The 20,282-nt window shown below is 66.9% G+C and carries 19 protein-coding genes; 4 read left to right on the top strand and 15 right to left on the bottom strand.

All coding sequences use genetic code 11. From position 1 onward, the window contains the following. Window positions 1-13 precede the first annotated feature (13 nt). The 7 genes from CDO44_RS25675 to CDO44_RS25645 all read right to left on the bottom strand — a co-directional run bounded on the left by CDO44_RS25675 (window position 14) and on the right by CDO44_RS25645 (window position 7,318). Window positions 14-790, bottom strand: coding sequence for an ABC transporter permease (locus CDO44_RS25675; protein WP_087783051.1), 777 nt, complete (start codon window positions 788-790; stop codon window positions 14-16). A 3-nt stretch (window positions 791-793) separates the two neighbouring features. Further along, window positions 794-1,573, bottom strand: a complete 780-nt coding sequence (locus tag CDO44_RS25670) for an ABC transporter ATP-binding protein (RefSeq protein WP_087783050.1) — start codon at window positions 1,571-1,573, stop codon at window positions 794-796. Between the two features lie 2 nt (window positions 1,574-1,575). After that, window positions 1,576-2,631, bottom strand: a complete 1,056-nt coding sequence (locus tag CDO44_RS25665; protein WP_158213441.1) for an ABC transporter substrate-binding protein — start codon at window positions 2,629-2,631, stop codon at window positions 1,576-1,578. A 62-nt stretch (window positions 2,632-2,693) separates the two neighbouring features. After that, entirely contained in the window at window positions 2,694-3,572 is an 879-nt protein-coding gene (locus CDO44_RS25660; protein ID WP_158213440.1) for a TauD/TfdA family dioxygenase, read from the bottom strand. A 154-nt stretch (window positions 3,573-3,726) separates the two neighbouring features. After that, a complete protein-coding gene (locus CDO44_RS25655; protein ID WP_087783047.1) occupies window positions 3,727-4,626 on the bottom strand; it encodes a LysR family transcriptional regulator in 900 nt (299 codons plus the stop codon). An 84-nt stretch (window positions 4,627-4,710) separates the two neighbouring features. Continuing rightward, entirely contained in the window at window positions 4,711-6,330 is a 1,620-nt protein-coding gene (locus CDO44_RS25650; protein WP_087783046.1) for a sulfatase, read from the bottom strand. 4 nt (window positions 6,331-6,334) lie between these two features. Next, window positions 6,335-7,318 (bottom strand): tripartite tricarboxylate transporter substrate binding protein, encoded by a 984-nt coding sequence (locus CDO44_RS25645; RefSeq protein WP_087783045.1) that lies wholly within the window; start codon window positions 7,316-7,318, stop codon window positions 6,335-6,337. A 248-nt stretch (window positions 7,319-7,566) separates the two neighbouring features. On the opposite strand from CDO44_RS25645, the gene CDO44_RS25640 reads away from it, so the two are divergent. Continuing rightward, window positions 7,567-8,499, top strand: a complete 933-nt coding sequence (locus tag CDO44_RS25640; protein ID WP_158213439.1) for an AraC family transcriptional regulator — start codon at window positions 7,567-7,569, stop codon at window positions 8,497-8,499. 10 nt (window positions 8,500-8,509) lie between these two features. On the opposite strand, the gene CDO44_RS25635 is transcribed toward CDO44_RS25640, so the two are convergent. The 6 genes from CDO44_RS25635 to CDO44_RS25610 all read right to left on the bottom strand — a co-directional run bounded on the left by CDO44_RS25635 (window position 8,510) and on the right by CDO44_RS25610 (window position 14,765). Next, entirely contained in the window at window positions 8,510-9,367 is an 858-nt protein-coding gene (locus CDO44_RS25635; RefSeq protein WP_087783043.1) for a universal stress protein, read from the bottom strand. A 307-nt stretch (window positions 9,368-9,674) separates the two neighbouring features. Next, window positions 9,675-10,733, bottom strand: coding sequence for a porin (locus tag CDO44_RS25630; RefSeq protein WP_158213438.1), 1,059 nt, complete (start codon window positions 10,731-10,733; stop codon window positions 9,675-9,677). Window positions 10,734-10,858: 125 nt separating this feature from the next. After that, window positions 10,859-12,154, bottom strand: a complete 1,296-nt coding sequence (locus tag CDO44_RS25625; RefSeq protein ID WP_087783041.1) for a TRAP transporter large permease — start codon at window positions 12,152-12,154, stop codon at window positions 10,859-10,861. A 7-nt stretch (window positions 12,155-12,161) separates the two neighbouring features. Beyond that, window positions 12,162-12,647 (bottom strand): TRAP transporter small permease, encoded by a 486-nt coding sequence (locus CDO44_RS25620; RefSeq protein WP_158213437.1) that lies wholly within the window; start codon window positions 12,645-12,647, stop codon window positions 12,162-12,164. A gap of 42 nt (window positions 12,648-12,689) precedes the next feature. Then, window positions 12,690-13,688, bottom strand: a complete 999-nt coding sequence (gene dctP, locus CDO44_RS25615) for a TRAP transporter substrate-binding protein DctP (RefSeq protein ID WP_158213436.1) — start codon at window positions 13,686-13,688, stop codon at window positions 12,690-12,692. A 99-nt stretch (window positions 13,689-13,787) separates the two neighbouring features. Beyond that, window positions 13,788-14,765 (bottom strand): NAD(P)-dependent oxidoreductase, encoded by a 978-nt coding sequence (locus CDO44_RS25610; protein ID WP_087783038.1) that lies wholly within the window; start codon window positions 14,763-14,765, stop codon window positions 13,788-13,790. Window positions 14,766-15,038: 273 nt separating this feature from the next. Between CDO44_RS25610 and CDO44_RS25605 the strand changes: the two genes are divergently transcribed. The 3 genes from CDO44_RS25605 to CDO44_RS25595 all read left to right on the top strand — a co-directional run bounded on the left by CDO44_RS25605 (window position 15,039) and on the right by CDO44_RS25595 (window position 17,654). Next, window positions 15,039-15,725 carry a GntR family transcriptional regulator gene (locus tag CDO44_RS25605; RefSeq protein ID WP_087783037.1) on the top strand — a complete coding sequence of 229 codons (687 nt, stop codon included), beginning with the start codon at window positions 15,039-15,041 and terminating at the stop codon, window positions 15,723-15,725. 109 nt (window positions 15,726-15,834) lie between these two features. Beyond that, window positions 15,835-16,833, top strand: a complete 999-nt coding sequence (locus tag CDO44_RS25600; protein ID WP_087783036.1) for a tripartite tricarboxylate transporter substrate binding protein — start codon at window positions 15,835-15,837, stop codon at window positions 16,831-16,833. A gap of 14 nt (window positions 16,834-16,847) precedes the next feature. Beyond that, window positions 16,848-17,654: an SDR family NAD(P)-dependent oxidoreductase gene (locus CDO44_RS25595; protein ID WP_087783035.1), complete on the top strand. Its 807-nt coding sequence runs from the start codon at window positions 16,848-16,850 to the stop codon at window positions 17,652-17,654. 32 nt (window positions 17,655-17,686) lie between these two features. Here the strand turns inward: CDO44_RS25595 and CDO44_RS25590 are convergent, their stop codons facing one another. Next, window positions 17,687-18,562: a LysR family transcriptional regulator gene (locus CDO44_RS25590; protein WP_087783034.1), complete on the bottom strand. Its 876-nt coding sequence runs from the start codon at window positions 18,560-18,562 to the stop codon at window positions 17,687-17,689. A 33-nt stretch (window positions 18,563-18,595) separates the two neighbouring features. Further along, complete coding sequence (gene norR / locus CDO44_RS25585; RefSeq protein ID WP_087783033.1) at window positions 18,596-20,176, bottom strand: nitric oxide reductase transcriptional regulator NorR; 1,581 nt, start codon at window positions 20,174-20,176, stop codon at window positions 18,596-18,598. Window positions 20,177-20,282 lie beyond the last annotated feature (106 nt).

The raw sequence follows: 20,282 nt of genomic DNA, 5'->3' as shown, positions 1-20,282 counted from the left end.
TGCGCCGCGATCCTCATGCAGGATCCCGCCTGGGCAGGCTCCACGCGAACCACCTGCGCTCGACCCGCTCGATCGCCTGGTAAAGCAGCAGGCTCAGCACGACGAGGATGGCCAACGCCACGAAAGACTGCGGCATTTTCATCATCGACGTGGAGAACAGAATCAGGTAGCCCAGGCCGCTCTCGGCGGTGACGAACTCGCCCACCACCGCGCCGATGACGGCCAGCGTGATGCAAACCTTGAGCGCGCTGAAAATGTAGGGCACCGCGAACGGCATGCGGATGAACCAGAGTTCGCGGTTGCGGCTGGCACGCAGCGAGCGCGAGAGCTCCAGGATTTCGGCTGGCGTCGACCGCAACCCCGCCACCAGCGAAATCACCAGCGGAAAGAAGGTGATCAGGCAGGTAATGACCACGCGCGGCAGCACGCCCGCCCCCAGCGCGACGACGATGATGGGCGCCACCGCGACGATGGGCGTCGAATGGATGACCACCAGTATCGGCACCAGCGTGCGCGACAGCAGCGGCGAATGGGTAATCATGACCGCGACCGGGAAGCTGACGGCAATGGCGGCGATGAAGCCGGCGATCACCACTTCCACCGTGCTGCGGAAATGGCCGAACAATTGCGGCACGGTAAACGTTCCGGCGGCACGCACGATCTCCGACGGCGCGGGAAACACATAGGCCGGCACCGCGAACAAGCGGCAGGCAAGCTCCCAGGCCACGAGCAGCCCGACGGCCGTCAACAGCGGGGCATGGCGATGGGCGTAGGCAAGCAGCGAGTGCATCGTCTAGGACTCCGTCCTGCGGGTGAACACCTGTTCCCGGATCTCATTGGCCATGCGGTTGAAGCGCGAGTCGGTCAGCGTGTCGAGCGAACGCGGCCGGGCGAAGGGCACGTCGATCACGTCTCGCACGCGCCCCGGCCGGGCCTGCATCACGACGATGCGATCGGCCAGAAGCAATGCCTCGGGGATCGAATGCGTCACGAACACGACCGTCTTGGGCGTATCGCGCAGGATGCGCAACAGTTCCAGGCTCATCTCGTCGCGCGTGAGCGCGTCGAGCGCCGAAAACGGCTCGTCCATCAAAAGGATGTCGGGGTCGTGCAGCAGCGAACGGGCAATGCCCACCCGTTGCTGCATGCCTCCCGACAGTTCATCGGGCCGCTTGTCGATGAAATCGGCCAGCCCCACCATGCCCACCAGCTCGCGGGCGCGCGCCAGCGTCGCCGGATCCACCCGGCCCGTCTTGAGCTTGACGGGAAACGCCACGTTGTCGAGCACGCTCATCCACGGCAATAGCGTCGGGCGCTGGAAAACGATGCCGATTTCGTCGCGCGGCTCGGTCACGGGCTGGCGATAGATGCGCACGCTGCCCGCGCTGGCGGGCAGCAGTCCGGCCATCAGCCGCAACAGCGTCGACTTGCCGCAGCCCGATGGCCCGATCAGCGCGACGAACTCGTGCCGGGCAATGCCGAGGTCTATGCCGCTCAAGGCCTCCGTACTGCTGCGATCGCTGGCGATGAACGTCTTGCCGACGCCGGCCAGTTCGATGACGGGCGGCTCCATGTTCAACGATCCGGGAGCGCGCCGCGATAAACCAGTTTCTCGGGATCCACCTTGTCGGCCGGGTAGTGCTCGGACGCCGCCACCCACTCCCAGCTTTTCTTCAGAAGGCCCGGCTCGAGCGCGCCGATGCCGTCGCGCCGGCTGACGGCATTGTCGATCAACGGCATGGAAGCCGTGAACTGGGCCGTGGCGATCGCCGGATCCACTTCGGCCGACGCCTTCTGCACCGCCTTGCCGGCCGCGGCCGGGTCCTTGAGCGAAAACAGCACGGCCTTGTGGAAGGCGCGCAGGAAGCGCTTGAGCACCTCGGGCCGCTGCTCGATCAGCTTGTTGGACGCGACCAGGACCGTCCCATAGGTTTGCAGGCCGAAGGACGACCACGGCAACACCTCGACCTCCTTGCCGCGCGGGCGCAGCAGGGAGTTGGCCAGCGGCGACTGGGTGCGGAAGCTGGAAATGGCCTCGACCTTGCCGGACGCCAGCATCGGCATGAGCACATTGGCGTCCACCAGTTGCAGCTTGATCTGGTCGATGGCGATGCCATTGCGTTCGAGCACGACGGGCATGAGCACGCGCGAAGCCGACAGCGCGGTGGCGGCTACCGGCTTTCCCTTCAGGTCCTGCAGCGTCTTGATGCCGCCGCCCTTGACGACGAAGAAGGAATCGGGCGCCTCGGTGTAGAGCGAGTACACGACGCGCATGGGCATGGCGTCCTTGGCGGCGGCGCTCAGCACCGCCGCCAATCCCGAACTGGCGATGTCGGCGGCGCCGGTGGCGACCTTGGTAAGCGCATCGGACGACCCGCGCCCGGACTGCACGGTCACCTCCAGCCCCTCGGCCGCGAAGAATCCTTCATGCACGCCGACGTAGAACGGCGCCTTGTCGCCCGAAGGCAGCCAGTCGATCTGCGCGACCACCTTGTCGGCCGCGGCGGCCGGTCCGGCCAGCATGACCGCCACCCCCCATGCCGACAGCCCCCGCAGCGTCAGCCGCGCCACGTGCGCACAAGCGCCCTTCCATCCTGCCGCGCGTCCCGCGCCGGCCGTTCCTGCCCGCATAGCCCTGCCCCTCGAAATGGTTGACTGCCGAAAAATCCTCGCCCGCTCGCCCATCCGCCCGGTCAAGGGCCCAGCGGACGTTCGCCGGTAATGCTGACCCGCCACATCAGCCGGCGATAGCGCTCCTTGTCGTAGGGCGTGGCGCGATGGAGCGTGCATCGGTTGTCCCAGATGACGAGGTCGCGCGGCTGCCAGGCATGGCGATAGAGGAAGCGCTCCGCCGTGCACCAGGCAAGCAATTCCTGTACCAACGACAGACCGTCCTCGCCGCCCAGGCCTTCTATGGATTTGACCGTCTGGCCGCCCGGATAGAGCGACAACGAGCCGTCGACCGGATGGCGGCGCACCAGCGGCTGCGATACGTCGGGCACCCGCGCCCGCTGCTCGTCGGTCGGAACCGGCACCTTGCCGGCGAACGCGGGGTTGCTGGCGCGATCGGTGATCATCTTCATGTACGAATGCTCGACACGCAGAGGCTTGAGCTCGCCGCGCCGCGCCTCGGAGAGGCTTTCGTAGGCCAGCCGGGTATTGGCGAACTCCGTCGCCGCGCCTTCGGGCGGCACCTCCAGGCCATACAGAAAGGTGTAAGCCGTCGGTTTGGCGAAATAGGCCTGGTCCGTATGCCAGCCGTAGCCATCGGTCGACGAACCGATCGGCCGGCCGTTTTCGACGATGTTCGAGAGGATGTAGATGAAGGGATTGCCCGGCATGCAGAACTGGTCCAACACGCTCGGCTCCAGGGGGCCGAGCCTGGCGGCGGCGGCCTGGATCGCCGCGGGCGATAGCTGCTGGTCGCGAAAAATGATTACGCCGTGGCGGGCCAGCTGCCGGGGTAGATCGGCATAGAACGCCTCGTCCGCGCTGGCCAGGTCCACCCCTTGCGCGACCGCTCCCAGCGGCGCGCCGGCAACCGGCTCGTAATGCCATGCAATGGTGTTCACTTCGCAAGCTCCCAGGATGGGCCGACGTATCGGCGAACCACCATCCTAGGAAGGCAAGCGCAATCTGAAAATCAGCAAATTCAGTGCGATGCGTTCGCTTTTTCAGCACACCCGGACGCATGCGCGCAAGGCCCGGCACCTCCAGTCGCCGCCCCTACGCGAGCGCGTGCATGTGCTCCGCCAGGTAGTGCACGAAACGCGAAGTCGGCACCGATAAGGTGCGGCCGCGACGCGCCAGCAACACCAGCCGGCCCTTGGCCAGGGGCGGGTCGGCCAGCGCGATGGCAACCAGTTCGCCGCGCTCCACCTCGGCCGCGACGCCAACCGCCAGCTGAAAAAAAACGCCGCCGGACTGGCGCGCGAACTGCCCCATCAACTCGAAGCTGTCCGTTTGCAGCGCGGGGTTGACCACGTGGCCCGATTGGCGCGCCAGGCTTTCGATCAGGTTGCGCCCGCCCGCCAGCGCGGAGTTGGTGAGCGCCAGCGGATGGGCCAGGCAATCGCTCAAGTGCAGCGTCTTGCGGCGCGCGAGCGGATGATCGGGCGCCATGACGGCATGCAGCGGCGTCCTGACCTCGACCAGCCGGGTCAGCAAGGCGTTGGGAGGCGGATTGAACAACAGGCCGAGTTCGACCGTATCGTCCTGCAGTTCGTCGAAGGTACGCGCCGTCGTCCCCATATTGACCGTGAACGATACGCCGGGATATTCATCGCGGAAGGCGGAGATGGCCCGCGACAGCAGCTCCCGGGTGGCGGTCTCGTGCGACGTGATGCGGATGTGGCCGCGCCGCAATCCACGCAGGTTGTCGAACTGGAAGCGCAACAATTCGAATTCGCGCTCCTGCTTGCGGATGTGGGCCAGCAGCAGCTCGCCCGCGGCCGTGGCCCGCATTCCGCGCGGCAGGCGCTCGAACAGCTCGACGCCCAGCTCCTGTTCCAGATCCAGCAATTGCCGGTTCAGCGCCGACGCGGCGACGTGGACCTGCTCGGCCGCCTTGCGCAGCGATCCGGCGCGCGCAATGGCATCGACATAGACAAAAACGCGGGGTAGCACGGCGAGCGTCCTTCGATCGGGGGCGGCGCGCAGTGCGCCGGGATGCCTCCGACTTTACCGTGGCGCGCCGCCCGCGGCGAGCCGTCAGGCCTGCGCGCTCGGCAGCGGCGAACTTTCCGACAATCGGATCATTTCCACCGCCAGCGCGGCGATCCGCTCGTCCCGGCGCGCCCGCGCGGACGGAACGTTCCAGAGGTCCTCGACTTCGTGCGGATCCGCTTCGAGATCGTAGAACTCGCAGACGGCCGGATCGTCGGACAGGGTGAGACGATAACGGCCGTCGAACAGGGTCCGGACCTTGAACCGCCGGGGACGGCCGAACGCGTACTGCAAGGGTTCGCTCTCGACCACGATGCCGGCGCGCGGCGGCGCGTCCGCTGCGCCCCGCAGCAGCGGCAACAGGTTGGCGCCCTGGATGCCGTTGAACGGCGCGACGCCGGCGCGCGCCAGCAGGGTCTGCGCCAGGTCGACGGTGCCGGCGACGGCATCGAGGCTGGCGCCCCGCCGCGATGCCGGCAATTGCGGATCGTGCCAGACGAACGGCACCTGCGTCACGCTGCGATAGTGCATCACGCCCTTGAGCGCGATGCCGTGGTCGCCCATCATCTCGCCGTGGTCGGAGGTGAACACCACTACGGTATCGTCGCGCATACCCAGCTCGTCCAGCTTGGCCAGGACCCGGCCCACCATGTCGTCGACCAGGCTGATCGAGCCATAGGTCAGCGCGGTCACCTCGCGGCATTCGCGCTCGTTCAGCGCGAAGGGGATATAGGCCTCGCGCGATGCGCCGCCGCGCGTGCGCTCGTGCACCGCGCGCAGCAGCGCGGGCATGTTCTGCTGGTGGAAGGACGGCGGCAGCGGAATGCCGGCCGGATCGTACATGTCCCAGTATTTGCCGGGGGGCGTGAACGGGTGGTGCGGATCGGGAAACGAGCACTGGACGAAGAAGGGCCGGTCGCCGCCCTCGCGCGCATGCCGCGCCAGCCACTCGCAGGTCTGTTCGGCAACGTAGGTGGACGGATACAGCTCCACCGGCATGCGGGTACGCCACGCCTGCGGCGAGTCGTAGCGGGCGTCGGGAATGGCGTTCTCGCGGCCGCGCAGGCTGTCGGGATCGGGATGGCGTTCGGCCAGCCAGCGCGCGTAGTCGCCCTGGACGCGGTCGCCGTGCAGCGTGCACAGGCGCACGTCGTCGAAGCCGTAGAACGGCGTTTGCACCCGGAACGACGGATCGGCCTTCCAATAAGGGGTCCACTCGTTGTCGTATTCGCGTCCGCGCCGATGGTGCTTGCGCGCGTCTTTCATCGCATCGGCGGGCGGCGCGCCGCCGTTCAGGTTTTCCCAGCTTCGTATGGGCGGATTGTTGTAGCCGAAGTTCTGCAGGTGCGACTTGCCGATCAGCGCGGTCGCATAGCCCGCGTCGCGCAGCAGCTCGACGAAAGTCGTATCCTCGCGCGAGAGCGGAATGCCGTTGTGCAGCACGCCATGCAGCGAGGGCATGCGCCCCGTCATCAGCGTGGCGCGGTTGGACATGCAAGTAGGGCTGGCCACGTAGAACTGGCTGGCGCGCACGCCCTGGCGCGCCAGGCCATCGATGTGCGGCGTGCGGAGAATGGGGTTGCCATAGCAACCCAGGTGATCGGCCCGCTGCTGATCGGTCATGATCAGCAAGATGTTCGGGCGCCTGGCGGCGGACTGGTTCATGCGGTCAATCGGCGGAGATGTTGAACTCTTTGACGATCTTGCCGTAATTGTCGTATTCGGCCTTGGCCATCCGGGCCAGGTCGTCCGGCGAACCGCCCAGCGGTACTTCCCACTGCTGCTTGAGCTTGGCGGCGGTATCCGGCAGGCGCAGCACGGCATTGAACTCGCGGTTCAGCTTTTCCACGACGGCCTGCGGCGTGCCCTTGGGCGCGAACACCCCGTACCAGGCCCCGGTGGCGGTATTCGGATAGCCCTGCTCGGCCAGCGTCGGCAGCTCGGGCATCAGCGGCGAGCGCTCTTTCTCGGCCATGCCCAGGGCCACCAGGCGTCCGGCGGCGATGTGCTGCGCCACGACGCCGATGCTGGCATAGGTGATCTTCACGTGGCCGCCCAGCACGTCGGCGATCGCCGGCGCCACGCCCTTGTACGGGACGTGCAGCATGTCTACGCCGGCCGATTTCTTGAACAGCTCGCCGGCGATGTGCATGGGCGAGCCGCTGCCCGGCGTGGCATAGGCAAGGCCCGGCTGCTTCTTGAGCAGCGCCACCAGCTCCTTGGCGTTGTGGACGCCCAGCGAGGGATGGGCCACCAGCATCATGGCGCCCTTGGACGGCGCGACGACGGGCACGAAGTCTTCCAGCACGTCGAGCTTGACGTTGGCGCTCTTGGGCAGCACGTGCGGCGCGATCAGGAACGTATTGGGCGCGAACAGCAGCGTATAGCCGTCGGCCGGCGCGCGCGCCACCGCGGAGGCGCCCATCATGCCGCTCACGCCGGGACGGTTCTCGACGATGATCGGCTGGCCCATGCGGGCAGCCAGCTTTTCCCCCAGCATGCGGGCGCCGATGTCCGGGCCACCGCCGGCCGGGTAGCCGACGATGATGGTGATGGGCTTGGCCGGGAAATCGTTCGCCTGCGCGTGCGCGGTGGGGGCAGCCAGCGGCAGACAGCCCAGGGCCAGGGCGAGAGTGCGAAGCAAAGCGGTCATGGAGGCACCTATGAAAATGCGATGCGGGGAAAACGCCGGCCGGGACGATCCGTCCCCGCCGGAAAACCGCGCCGTATGGCACCGCGGCGGATCCCAGGACGGGACCCGCGAGCGCGGGAAAGCGCAGATTCTTCCCTGAAAACCGGCTCGCCTCCACCCCAATAACGCCTTATTAGGCCGCAATTCGTCTCGCCAGCGGCCGATGCCGATAAAATCGGGTGGCGGGCGCGGCCGATGGGAGGAAAGACGTGGATGTGTTGAGCGAAGTCCTGTCGGGATGCCGGGCCGATAGCGCCACGACGGGCCGCTTCACGCTGCATGCGCCCTGGTCGCTGGAGTCCACCGGCCTGCGCGGCGCCATGTTCCGCATCGCCAGGGGCGCACCCTATTGGATACACCTGGAAGGCATGGCGCCGGTGCAGGTCGAGCCCGGCGACCTCGTGCTGCTTCCCCGCGGCGGCAGGCACACCATCTCGTCCTCTCCCGGCATTCCGCCGACGCCGTTCGCGGAAGTGCTGGCCGCGCACGGCATGCGCGAGCGGGGCGAGAAGCCCCTGGTCTTCACCCTTGGCGATGCCGGCGTGCCCACGGAACTGTTCACCACCATCGTCGACTACGGACCGGTGGGGCAGAATTCGGTCCTGCGCTTCCTGCCCGGCCTCATCCACCTGCGCGAGGACGACGTGCTTCTGGCGTCCTGCCTGGCGCCGACCATGGAATTGTTCATCGAGGAAAGCCTGAACCGGCAGCCGGGCTGGAAGCTCTCGGCCGCGCGCATGGGCGACCTACTAATGGTGCACGTGCTGCGGGCCTACCTGCTGCGGCACCGCGACACCGAGCCCAACTGGCTGCGCGGTTTGTCGGATCCCAAGATCGCCCACGCCATCATGCTGATGCACCGCTGGCCAGAAAGGCCGTGGACCGTGCCGGTGCTCGCCGACGAAGTCTGCATGTCGCGGTCCCGCTTCAGCGCGCGCTTTCGCGAACTGGTCGGCGTATCGCCCATCTCGTACCTCACGGCGCGGCGCATGGAGCGGGCCGCGGAACGGCTCAAGCTCGGCCCGGTGCGCCTGGCCGACGTCGCCGAATTGGTGGGTTACGGCTCGGAGAAGATCTTCGCCCGCGCCTTCCGCCGCTGGGCGGGCGTGCCGCCCAGCGAATACGGCCGGCGCGCGGGATAGGCGCGGCGCCTCAGGGTTCCTGCTGCCGCACGATCAGCACGTCGCAGGGCGTGTGCTGGATCAATTGCTCGGCCACGCTGCCGATGGCGGTCCGCAGGATGCCGGTGCGGCCATGCGTGCCCACCACCAGCAGTTCGGTGGGATGGCGGGCGACGTAATCGGGCAGCACGTCTTCCGGCAGGCCGTGCTCGATCTTCCACTCGATATCGGGCCGGTTCAGCAGCATGGCGTTCTGCTTCATGAACGCGGCGACTTCGTTCTCGGCCGCCTGCCGCGCCTGCTCGACAGCGGCCGCCTCGGGCCGGGTCTTGGACGTGGTGAAGGCGTGATAGAGCAACGGACGGGCTTCGGGAAACAGCGCCAGCGCCGTCGTCAAGGCCTGCCGCGACCCTTCGGAGAAATCCACCGCGGCCAGGAGGTCTCGATAGGAATGATGGGGCCGCTCGCGCACGACGAGTATGGGCAAGCTGACTTCGCGGGCGAGTTTTTCCACTGTCGTGCCAAGCAGGAGGCGCCCCAGCGTCTCGTCGCGCGCCACCCCCGTGACGATCAGGTCGCACAGGTGCGCGGCGGCGGTCTTCCGGATCACTTCGACCGCGTGCCCCGGTTCCAGCACCAGCTCCACCGGGATGTCGATGTCGCCCAGGCTGGCGCGGAAGCGGCGCTCGGCGGCCTTGCGGTCGACCACCTGGCTGCGCCGGGCGGTCAGCACGTCGCCCAGCGAGTTCTCGATGACGCATACCGCCACCAGTTTCGCGCCATGCTCCCTGGCCAGCCGTACGGCGCGGTCCTGGGCCCGGTCGCAGCGGGCGCTCAGGTCGGTGGCGAGCAGAATGCAGCGCAAGGTCTCGGTGGTTACACTTTCCATGCTGATCTCCCTGGTGTGGCGGATGCGTGGCGTGAAGCCGCCGGGTGGGCGGCGATGGTCTTCGAGGCGGTGCGGGGGAACGGCGGGTGGCGCGGCGCTCTCCCTGGCCTACGATACCAATGGACGGTGTCCCTGCCAATCACATAGGCAGGCGGGCCTTCTGTTGCTCGACCGTGGTGGCCAGGGGCGGATCGTCGAGCGCTACCGTACCGACTGGGAGCCAGGGCGGATGCCCCGGCTCCCGCGCCCAATATCGCGACGGCGCTGCTGCTCGGCGAGGCCGAATCACCAGGCGGAAGGAACCGACTCAAAACCGGTGGTTGATCCCGATCGCGAAAGCCCGGTTGCCGGCCAGCGCATTGCCCACATCGTTGGCGTTCCATACCTTGTAGAAGCCGGTGGGCGACGTATTGGGCGCCTTGTTGTCGATGTAGGTGTAGGACGTGTACAGGCTGGTGCGCTTGGACAGGTCGTATACGTAGCCGATGGCGTACAGGCGCGCGTCATGGTTGTCGGCGGTGCGGTCGTTCTTGTTGATGAACGAGACGATGACGCGGCCGCGGGCGCCGGCGGGAATGCGCGCGCCCAGCAACAGGTCCTCGGATTTGTAGTTGACCGTGCCGGGCACGATGGCTCCGCGGTTGATGACGTAGTTGACGAAGGCGGTGGCCACGCCGAAGTCATACTTGGCGCCGATGAAGGTCATCTTGGCGTCTTCGCCCGGGGCGACGGCGTCGTTGGCCTTCGCGTAGGCGATCTTCATGCCGAACGGGCCCTTGGTGTAGCCCACCGAGGCGCCCAGTTGCGAGTTCGTGCTGCTGGAACCGGCGACTTCGCCCGGGGCATATGACAGCTCGCCATTGAAACCCGAGGCGTGGCCCAGGTAGTACTTGGCGACATTGTTGGCGCGATTGCTGCCGCCCTGGCCGCCGGCCGAGATCAGGCTGGCCGAGGTGCCGGTCATGCCGGTCGAGAAGGGATCGAACTCGACCTGCGCCATGGCCACGGTCGTGTACTGGCGGCCCAGCGTGAGGCGGCCCAGGCTGCCTTCGAGCCCGACCCAGGCCTGGCGGCCGAACAGCGTGCCGCCCTGGGCCGAGCTGCCGTTGTCGACGTTGACGCCGCCTTCCAGCATGAAGATGGCCTTGTTGCCCCCGCCCAGGTCTTCGCTGCCCATCAGGCCGAAGCGCGAGCCGGACATGATGCCGGAGTTGAGCTTGTTGTTGGTGCCGGCGGCATTGCCGCTGTCGTGCAAGAAGCCCATGTCTACGATCCCGAACAAGGTGACGTTGGAGGTCTGGGCGAACAGGGGCGCGCTGGCGCAGGTCGCCAGGAGAGCAGGCAGAAGTCGGGTGCGAAGCTTCATGACATTTCCTTCTATGAGCACAGGGCTGGAAGAGAGGCGTTGCCGGCCAGGCGTGGGTGGCGGCCGGCAAACCGTGGGTGGCGAGCCGCGGAAGCCCGCGTCCCGCCGTGGATCACATGGCGCGGTCAGGCTCCGTAGCCGAACATCCTGGGCAGCCACAGCGACAGTCCCGGGAACAGCACCAGCAGCAGCAGGACGCCGACCAACAGGAAGCAGAACGGCCATATCGCGCGGTTGATCTGTCCGATGGGAACGCCCGATAGCGCCGACAGCACGAACAGGATCAATCCGTAGGGCGGCGAGATGATCGCGATCATGAAGTTCAGCGTCGCGACCACGCCGAAATGCACCAGGTCGATTCCCAAGGCATGGACCGCGGGCAGCAGCACCGGCACCAGCACCAGCAGCATGACGGCGCCGTCGAGCACCGTGCCCAGCACCAGGAACATGAGGTTGACCAGCAGCAGGAACATCACGGGCGACAGGTCCAGGCCCATGACGTAGCCCGCCAGCGACTGGCTCAGCCCTTCCGAGGTGAAGGCGTAGTTGACGATGAAGGAGCTGAAGATCAGCAGCATCACCGCCGCCGACTGGCGCATGGATTGCACGAATACGGCGGCCAGGCCGCGCAGGCCGACGTTGCGGTAGACCAGCACGCCCAGCACCATGGCCCAGAAGGCCGCGACCGTGGCGGACTCGGTGGGCGTGAAAATGCCGGTCCAGATGCCCCCCAGCAGGATGACCGGCAGCGTCATGGGCACCGCGGTGCGCGCCAGCACGCCGGGCAGTTCGGACAGCGGCACCGCGCGGCCGCGCGGCAGGTCGTGGCGGCGCGCCATCCACACGATCATGGCCATCAGCGCGACGGTCATGATCAGCGCCGGCACGATGCCCGCCATGAACAGCGCGCCGATCGAGGCGCCGCTGATCAGCGCATAGATCACCATCGGGATCGACGGCGGCACCATGGGGGCGAGGCAGGACGCGGCCGCGGTGATCGCCACCGACAGGCCGCCGGGATAATTCCCGACCTTGCGCATCATGCGCGTGGCGACCATCCCGGCGCCGGCGGCCTCGCTCACCGCGCTGCCCGACAGGCTGGACATGACCAGGTTCATCAGGATGGTGACGTGGCCCATGCCGCCGCGAAAGCGGCCCACCAGGGCGTCGGCCGCGCCCCAAAGCCGCTCGCTGATGGTGGCGGCGTTCATCACGTTGCCGGCCAGGATGAACATGGGCACAGCGATCAATACGGTCATCTCGAACGACGAATTCAGGGTCTGGTCGACGATGATGCCGAGGTCCTGCCCGCTCACCCACAGGTAGAGCACGCCGGAACAGAACATGATTAGCACGACCGGGAAGCGCAGCACGGCGCCCAGGACGACGACGGCGCACAGCGCCAGGAATGCGGTGCTCATGGAACGATCAGCCGAGGATGTTGGAGTTTTCTTCAGGCGCGTCGTCAGCAACGCGCTCGCGCCAGTCCGGCCGCAACAGCTGCCAGAACTGGATGACGGCACGCACGATGACGGCCACCCAATAGACGACGAAGCAGCTGAACACCGCATCGAGGCGCCAATCGAGCACCGAGGTACGCTCGCGCCACAGGAAGGCGACGTAGTCGTAGATGGTGGGCAGGGAGGCGAGGAAGGTCACGCCGATGGCCAGTGACGCCAGCAACCCTATGCCTCGCCGGCCGCGCGGTCCGCACAAGTCGTAGACCACGTCGAACCGCACCTGCTCGCGATCGGACAGCAGCAGGCCGTCGGTCAACAGCACGACCCACAGCAGCAGCACCATCGCCAGCTCGTCCGTCCAGACCAGCGGCATGGAGAACACGTAGCGCATCACGATGCCCAGGAGCGAAATCCCGAAGATCGCCACGAAGGCCAGCGTACACAGCGCTTCCATGCCTCGCTGCAGGCGAACGAACCCTTTCCGGTACATGGCTGCCTACCTCACCGCTTCGATTTTTTCCTTCAGTCCCTTGGGCCACTTGGCGGCAATGCCCGCCTGCGCGTACTCCTTGTCGACGCTCGCGCGGAAAGCAGCCAGGTCCGGCGTCTGTATCGTCAGGCCCTTGCTCTTGAAGAAATCCACGATCTCGGCTTCTTCCTTGATGCGGCCCTGATCGTTGTAGTCGGCGGCCTGGCGGGCGGCCTGGCGTACGGCCTGCTGGCCGGCGGCGTCGATCTGGTCCCACTTCTTCTTGGCCATGGTCAGGAACACCGGCTGCACCAGGTGGCTGGTCAGCACGATGGTCTTGGTGACTTCCTGGAAGTTGTTCGCCTTGGTGATGGGCAGCGGATTTTCCTGGCCATCGATGGCGCCGGTCTTCAAGGCCAGGTAGACCTCGGACACCGCCATGGGAGTGGGCGTGACGCCCAGGCCCTTGCCGAGCGCGACCCAGCCGGGGCCGCCCGGCACGCGCAGCTTGATGCCGGACAGGTCGGCCGGCGTCTTCACGGCGCGGCCGTCGCGCAGGTTGACCTGGCGCGTGCCCAGGTACATGGGCTCGATGATCTGCAGCTCCATCTTCCTGGCCACCTCGGCGAAGTAGGCCTTGCCGATGTCGCTGTCGAACACCTTGCGGGCATGCGCGTAGTCACGGAAGAGGTAGCCCGACGAGAACACCGAGAACTCGGGAATCTGCTGTTCGACCTCGAACGTGGTCATCGTGCTCATCTCGAGGTTGCCGCGCTGCAGGGCGGGTACCTCCGTTCCCTGGCGAAACAGCGAGCTGCCGGTGTAGACCTCGACCGCGAACTTGCCCGGGGCCAGTTTCTCGAGCTGTTCCTTGAACACGCGCAGGCCGCCCGAGAGCCAGTCGGTGTCGGCCGCCGCCGACGACACGCGCAGCTTGATGGGATCGGCGGCCAGCGCGAGCGCCGGCGCCAGCGCCGCCGCAAGGCCCAGCGCGCCGGCGATCTTGGTGAAGGTCCTCTTGTCCATGGTCATGATTCCTCTGGAGTTGGGTAAAAGGGGGCCTCGCCCCTTCGACGGGGCGCGGGACGCCTGAATGCGAGGTCGGCGCGGCCGACGGCAGCCGTACTAGGGCATGTGTTCGAAGAAGTGCCGCACGGAATCGGCCAGCGCATGGCTGGGTGCCCAACCCAGTTCGCGGCGCGCGGCGGAGATGTCCGAAGGCGTATGGCGTACGTGCGGAAAGCCAGCGAATCCGCCCTTGGGCGTGACCGCCAGGCGCACGCGCAGCCCGGGGTACGCCGCGCGGACCGCATCGACGAAGTCATCGAAGCGATGCAGCGCGCCGCTGCCTATGGTGTAGACGCCCTGTGCCGGCTCGCGCGCATCGAGCGCGGCGACGTTGGCCCGGGCGCAATCGCGGGCATCGACGAATTCATCGCCACCCTCCCAGACCAGCAACGGATCGTCGATCACCGCCTCGCGGCCGGCACGGGCCGCTTCGAGCAAGGTGGCCAGCAGCTTGCCGGGCACCGAGGTGCCCGGACCGGACCATCCGCCCAGCACGGCGGCATAGCGCAACGCGACCACGTCCAGCGCATAGAGATCGCGGTACAGCAGGCCGAAGTATTCGGCGGCGACCTTGGTGCCCGCATAGATCGACCCCGGCCGATGAGCGAGCATGCGCATGGGGTAGTCCTCGGGAAAGGCCGGACCGGCGAAATCGCCGAACGCCGGATAGTGGACGGTGGTGGAACTGGCCAGCACGACGCGCTTGAACGCCAGGCGACGGGCAAGCTCGAGGATGTTGGCGGTCCCCATCACGTTGACGCGGATACCGTCCAGCGGCGAACGACGGATGGCATTGGACAGCAGGGCGGCGGTATGCACGACGCGGTCGATGCCTTCCTGCTCGGCCACGCGCGCCAGATGATCCAGGTCGGTCACGTCGCCGGTTACGACCGAGGCCCGCGGGTCGTCCACGATGGAGGCAATCGCGCCGGGAATGGGGCAGGCGTCGTAGAGCACGACCCGTTCGCCCCGCTCCGTCAGCAGACGGGCGGTATGGCAGCCGATCAGTCCCGCGCCGGTAATCAGGATGGCCATGGAATTCGCCGTTGGATATTGCTTATGCGGCGAATTCTATCCATCGAATTTTTTGCAGTAAATATAAATTCCTTGTGAATTTACATTTCAAAGGGAAATCCCTTAAGATCCAGGGAGTATGACGAAGGCTTGATTCCTCGCGGTGTCCGCGTGTTTCGCTAGCGAATCGAACCACCGGACGCTGGCTCATGGATAAAAGAAATTTATAATTTCTGCCGTACCGATCGGCGCGACGAAGCGGCGCGCCCCTCTTCAGATAAGCTTGCAGGAACCATGGCTCAGGCACCCAAGCGTACGATCTCGGAAGTCGCCCACGAGCGCATGCGCGCGGACATCATTTCCGGCGAACTGGCTCCGGGAGAAAAACTCAAGCTGGCCGATCTCCAGAAGCGCTACGATCTGGGCCTGAGTCCCATCCGCGAGGCCTTGCTGCAGCTGTCGGGCGAAGGCCTGGTCAGCAACGAAGGCCAGCGCGGCTTCCGGGTGGCGCCGCTGTCACGGGCGGACCTGGACGACCTCATGTCGGCGCGCATCGCCATCGAAAGCATGCTGTTCGAGGACGCCATCGCCCATGGCGACGACAACTGGGGCGCCGCCGTCACCTCCGCCTGGTACAAGCTTTCCAAGGCGCCCTTGCCCAACAGTCCGTCCGAACACGACGGCGCCGACTACTGGGAAGCCACGCACCGCGAATTCCACCGGGCGCTGCTGTCGGCCGCCAAGTCCAAATGGCTGCTGCGGATCAATGAGCAACTGGTCAACCATTCCGAGCGCTATCGGCGCATCCGTCTGGTCCACCCATCGTCGCAGCGCCAATTGGCCCAGGACGTGATCAGCGAGCACGAGGCCATCATGAAGGCCGCGCTCTCGGGCCAGGCCTCCAAGGCCGTGGCGCTACTCAAGCTGCACCTGATGCGCACGACCGAGGTCCTGGCCGAGCGTTTCGCCTCCGATCATTGACCGCCGTGCGGGCGTGAAATCCGGGAACCACTCCCGTTCCTGATTTTCAACTCGGCGGCAACGCCGCTTCCTATGATGCCCTGACTAGAACAGCACATAGGAGGCAATCATGAAACTGCCGTCGACCAGCCGGCGCGACACGCTGCGCATGCTGGGCGTTGCCGCCGCATCCGGGGCGCTGCCCGGCACCGCCGCCCGGGCAGCCGGCGGCCAGGACTTTCCCGCCCGCGCGCTGCGCCTCGTCGTCCCCTTCACGCCGGGCGGCGGCACGGATGTCGTCGGACGCTCCCTGGCCGCCGCCATGGCCGAGGCGCTGGGCCAATCCATCGTGGTCGACAACCGGCCCGGAGGCGGCACCGTCATCGGCTCGAACATCGTGGCCAAGGCCAAGCCCGACGGCTACACGCTGCTGCTGACGACTACGGCCCTGGCCATCAACGACACGCTGGTCAAGGACCTGCCCTACGACACCGACCGCGACTTCACCGACGTCGGCCTGATCTGCGTCGGACCGAACGTGCTGGTCACGCATCCGAAGAGCCGGTTCAAGACCCTCGATGCCGTCATCCGCTACGCCAAGGCCAATCCGGGCAAGCTGACCTACGGCTCCTCCGGCAACGGTTCGGCCGTCCATCTGGCGGCGGAACTATTCAAGATGAAGGCCGGCGTCGACCTGACTCACATCCCCTACAAAGGCGCTGCCCAGGCCTACACCGACCTGGCCGGCGGCCGCCTGGACTTCGTCTTCGCCACCGCGGGAGGCGTCGCGAAGTACGTGGAAGAAGGAACGCTGCAGGCCGTCGCGCTCACCTCGCGCGAGCGCACGCCCGCCTATCCGGGCATCCCCGCTATCGCGGAACTCGTGCCCGGCTATTCGGCGGAAGTCTGGTACGCGATCCTTGCCCCCGCGGGCACTCCGCCCGACATCGTCGCCGTGCTGAACGCCGCCTTGAACAAGGCCGCCAACGACCCCGGCTACAAGGCGCGGGTCGCCGCCGACGGCATGAAGGTCGCGGCCGGCTCGCCACAGGAAATGCGTGCCTTCCGCCAAGCCGAGCAGGCACGCTGGCGCCAGGTTATCCATGACGGCGGGATCACCACCACTTGATGCAAGGACAGCATATGACGACGAACGGCCAACGGTTGGCTGGCAAGACGGCCATCATCGTGGGCGCGGGCCAGCGCCCGGGCACGACGAGGGGCAACGGACGCGCCACCGCGGAGCGCTTCGCACAGGAAGGCGCGACGCTCCTGCTGGTGGACATCAACGGGGAATGGGCCGAGGACACGCTCGAAGCGGTCCGCCGGCTGGGCGCCACGGCGGAAGTGGCGATAGCCGACATCACCGACGAGAATGACTGCCGCCAGGTGGTGCGATCGTGCGTGGAAAGATGGGGACGCCTGGACATCCTGCACAACAACGTGGGCTTCTCCAAGGGCGACGCCAGGACCGCCGAGCTGTCGCTCGAATCCTGGCAGCGCATCATGGACGCCAACCTGACCGGCATGTTCCTGATGTGCAAGCACGCGCTGCCGCAGATGGTGGGCCAGCGGTCCGGCTGCATCATCAACGTGTCGTCGACGTCCTCGCTGTCCGGCCGGCCCACGGTCACCTACAAGACCAGCAAGGGCGCGGTCAACACGCTGACCCAGCACATCGCGTACGAAAACGCCAAGCACGGCGTGCGCGCCAACGCGATCCTGCCGGGCCTGATCGACACGCCCATGGCGATCGAACGGCGCGCCGAGGAAACCGGGGTGCCGCGCGACATGATCCGCCGCGAACGCGATGCGCTGGTGCCGATGGGCTACATGGGTGAAGCCGCCGACGTTGCGAACGCCGCGCTTTTCCTGGCGTCGGACGAAGCGCGATATGTGACGGGCGTCCTCCTTCCCGTCGATGGCGGCCTGCTGCTCAAGCGCGGCTGAAGCGCACCCGCTTGCGGCCGGGCGCTGGATCATCAGGCCGGCGCGTACTTGAAGAGCTCCCGCGCGCCTTCCGGCAAGGCCGCGGGATCACCGCACGCCATCCAGATCTGGCGGCCCGCCCATTCATCCTCGAGCGCGACGACCTCGACCCCCGTCCTCTCGGCATAGGCCCGCGCCAGACCCTCGGCCATCAGGGCCAGGCCCAGGCCCTCGCGTACGAGCATGCAGCGCGCCTCGGGATTGGAAACCTGCGCGCTGACATTGATGGGCTTGGGCAGGTTTTCCCCGATCAGCCGTTGAAAATTGGCAAGATCATGGCGCGGGAAGTAACCGACGTAATTGTGATCCAGTGTGTCGAAGAATCTTACCGGGCCGCGCCGTGCGAGCGGATGCCCCATCGGGACGACCAGGGCGACGCGTTCACGGCGGTACTCCACGCAGTGCAAGCCCGGCGGCGGAAACGGCGCGTGATAGATGCCGACTTCGGCTTCCCCCTGGGCGACCAGCGCGGGAATCACGACGCTGGACGCTTCCACGATGTCGACGCGATGATCCGGGCACGCGCGGCGCAGCATGCTGATGACGCGCGGCAGATACTGCAGCACGACCGACCGGCACGCGGCGATCCTGATATGCGACTCTCCGTCGTCGCGAAAGCTCGCCAGCGTACGCTCCAGTTGCCGGGCTGCCGCCAGCAGCGAGGTCGCATGGCGATACAGCGCCTCGCCCGCCGCCGTGGGCTCGACGCCCCGTCCGGTCCGGCGCAGCAGGGATACGCCATGCTCGCGCTCGAGTTCCGCTAGGCGTTTGCTCACCGCCGAAGCGACGACATTCAGCCTCTCGGCACAGCGGCTCAGGCTTTTCTCCTCGACGCAGGCGACGAAGGTTCTCAGGCTCTGCAGATCCATGTCCTATTCCTTTCCGGGTATGCCCTCGCGCCATCATGATCCGGAAGCCGCCGACCGCAGCCCCAGTCTTCCGGCCAGGCGCGCCAGGTTGGCCCGATCCACTCCCAGCTCGCGCGCGGCAGCCGACCAATTGTTCCCATGGCGGCGCAGTGCCGCAACGATCAGGCTGCGCTGGTAGTCGTCGACCGCCAGCTTCAACGGCTGAGCCGAAACGCCTGCGCTGTTGGCCGCCGTATGATCAAGCGCGGGAGCGGGCGGCCCCGCTTCGCGCTCCTCCAGCCCGAGGTCGGCTGCCGTCAGTGTCAGGATGGCGGGACGCTTGGCCTGCCGCGACAACGCCTTCAATGCGCTGCGGCCGATCAAGTGCTCCAGTTCCCGCACATTGCCCGGCCAGTCGTAGGCCAAGAGCGCCGCCTGCGCATCGGCGGCCAGGCGCAGGTTGCGCAAACCCAGGCGCGAGCGGTTTTCCTCCAGGAACGCGCCGCTGAGCAGCAGCACGTCCCGCCCGCGCTCGCGCAAGGGCGGCACGCGCAAGGGGTACACGCTCAGCCGGTGATAGAGATCGGCACGAAAGCGCCCCTTGCGGACTTCCTCGGCAAGGTCCCGGTTGGTGGCCGCGATCAGCCGCACGTCGACATGGTGCTCGCGATCGGAGCCGACGCGCTGCAGCTGGCCGCTTTGCAGGACGCGCAACAGCTTGGCCTGCACCGTCAACGGCAGTTCGCCCACCTCGTCCAGCAGCAGCGTGCCGCCGTCGGCCAGTTCGAACTTGCCTCGGCGATCTCCCACGGCGCCCGAGAACGCACCTTTGACGTGGCCGAACAACTCGCTTTCCACCAGGGCTTCGGGCAAGGCGGCGCAATTGAGGCTGACCAGCGGGCGCGCGGCGCGCGGCGAAGCCGCATGCAGGGCCTGCGCCACCAGTTCCTTTCCGACGCCGGTCTCGCCCGTCACCAGCACGGTCAGGTCGCTGGCACCCACGGTACGCACTTCGTCCAGGAGCCGGCGGATGACGGCGCTCTGTCCGAGCAGCGGGCGCGGCGAGGTTTCGGCGGCGGCACGGTAGATTTCCGCGCGCTGGTGTTCGTCGCTGGCGCGCGAGGCCAGTTGCTGCAGACGGTCGGCCACGCTGACCGTGGCCGCGGCCAGGCTGGCGAAAGTCTGCAGGATGTCCAGGTCATGTTCGGAGAACCGCCCGGCCTCCAGCGCGTCCAGCGTCAACAGTCCCCACGGATGCTCGCCCACCCGCAGCACGCAACCCAGGCAATCGTGCACTTCCAGCTGTTCGCCTTCCATGCCTTCGACGAGGCCGTCATAGGGGTCGGGCAGGCGGCTTCCGGCCGGAAAGCGAGTCGGGCCGCCAGACTGGAGCAGCAGCTGGAAACGAGGGTGCTCGTCCACCTTGAAGCGGCGGCCCAGCGTGTCGCCGCTCAGGCCATCCACGGCAAGCGGCACCAGCCATTCGCCATCGAGCCGCAACAGCGCTGTTGCATCGCAAGGCACCAGGGCGCGAACGGCCTTGAGCAAGCGCCGGTAGCGTTCCCCTTCGGCCAGGTCGCGCGCCAGGTCGTCGACCAGCGGAACGAGCGCGTGCAGCAAGGCGTTTGCAGTCATTTTGACTATATACGAGTCATAAAAACACATGTCCAGTATATGTCATTATGACTTACTTTCGCCGCATATGGCGCAGTGCCGCGAGATTGCGCCTGGCATGCATCTT

The sequence above is a fragment of the Pigmentiphaga sp. NML080357 genome (genome assembly GCF_002188465.1).
Taxonomy (GTDB): Bacteria; Pseudomonadota; Gammaproteobacteria; order Burkholderiales; family Burkholderiaceae_B; genus Pigmentiphaga.
The sequence above is the reverse complement of the archived record's forward strand: the minus strand, read 5'-3'. Positions and strand labels throughout refer to the sequence as shown.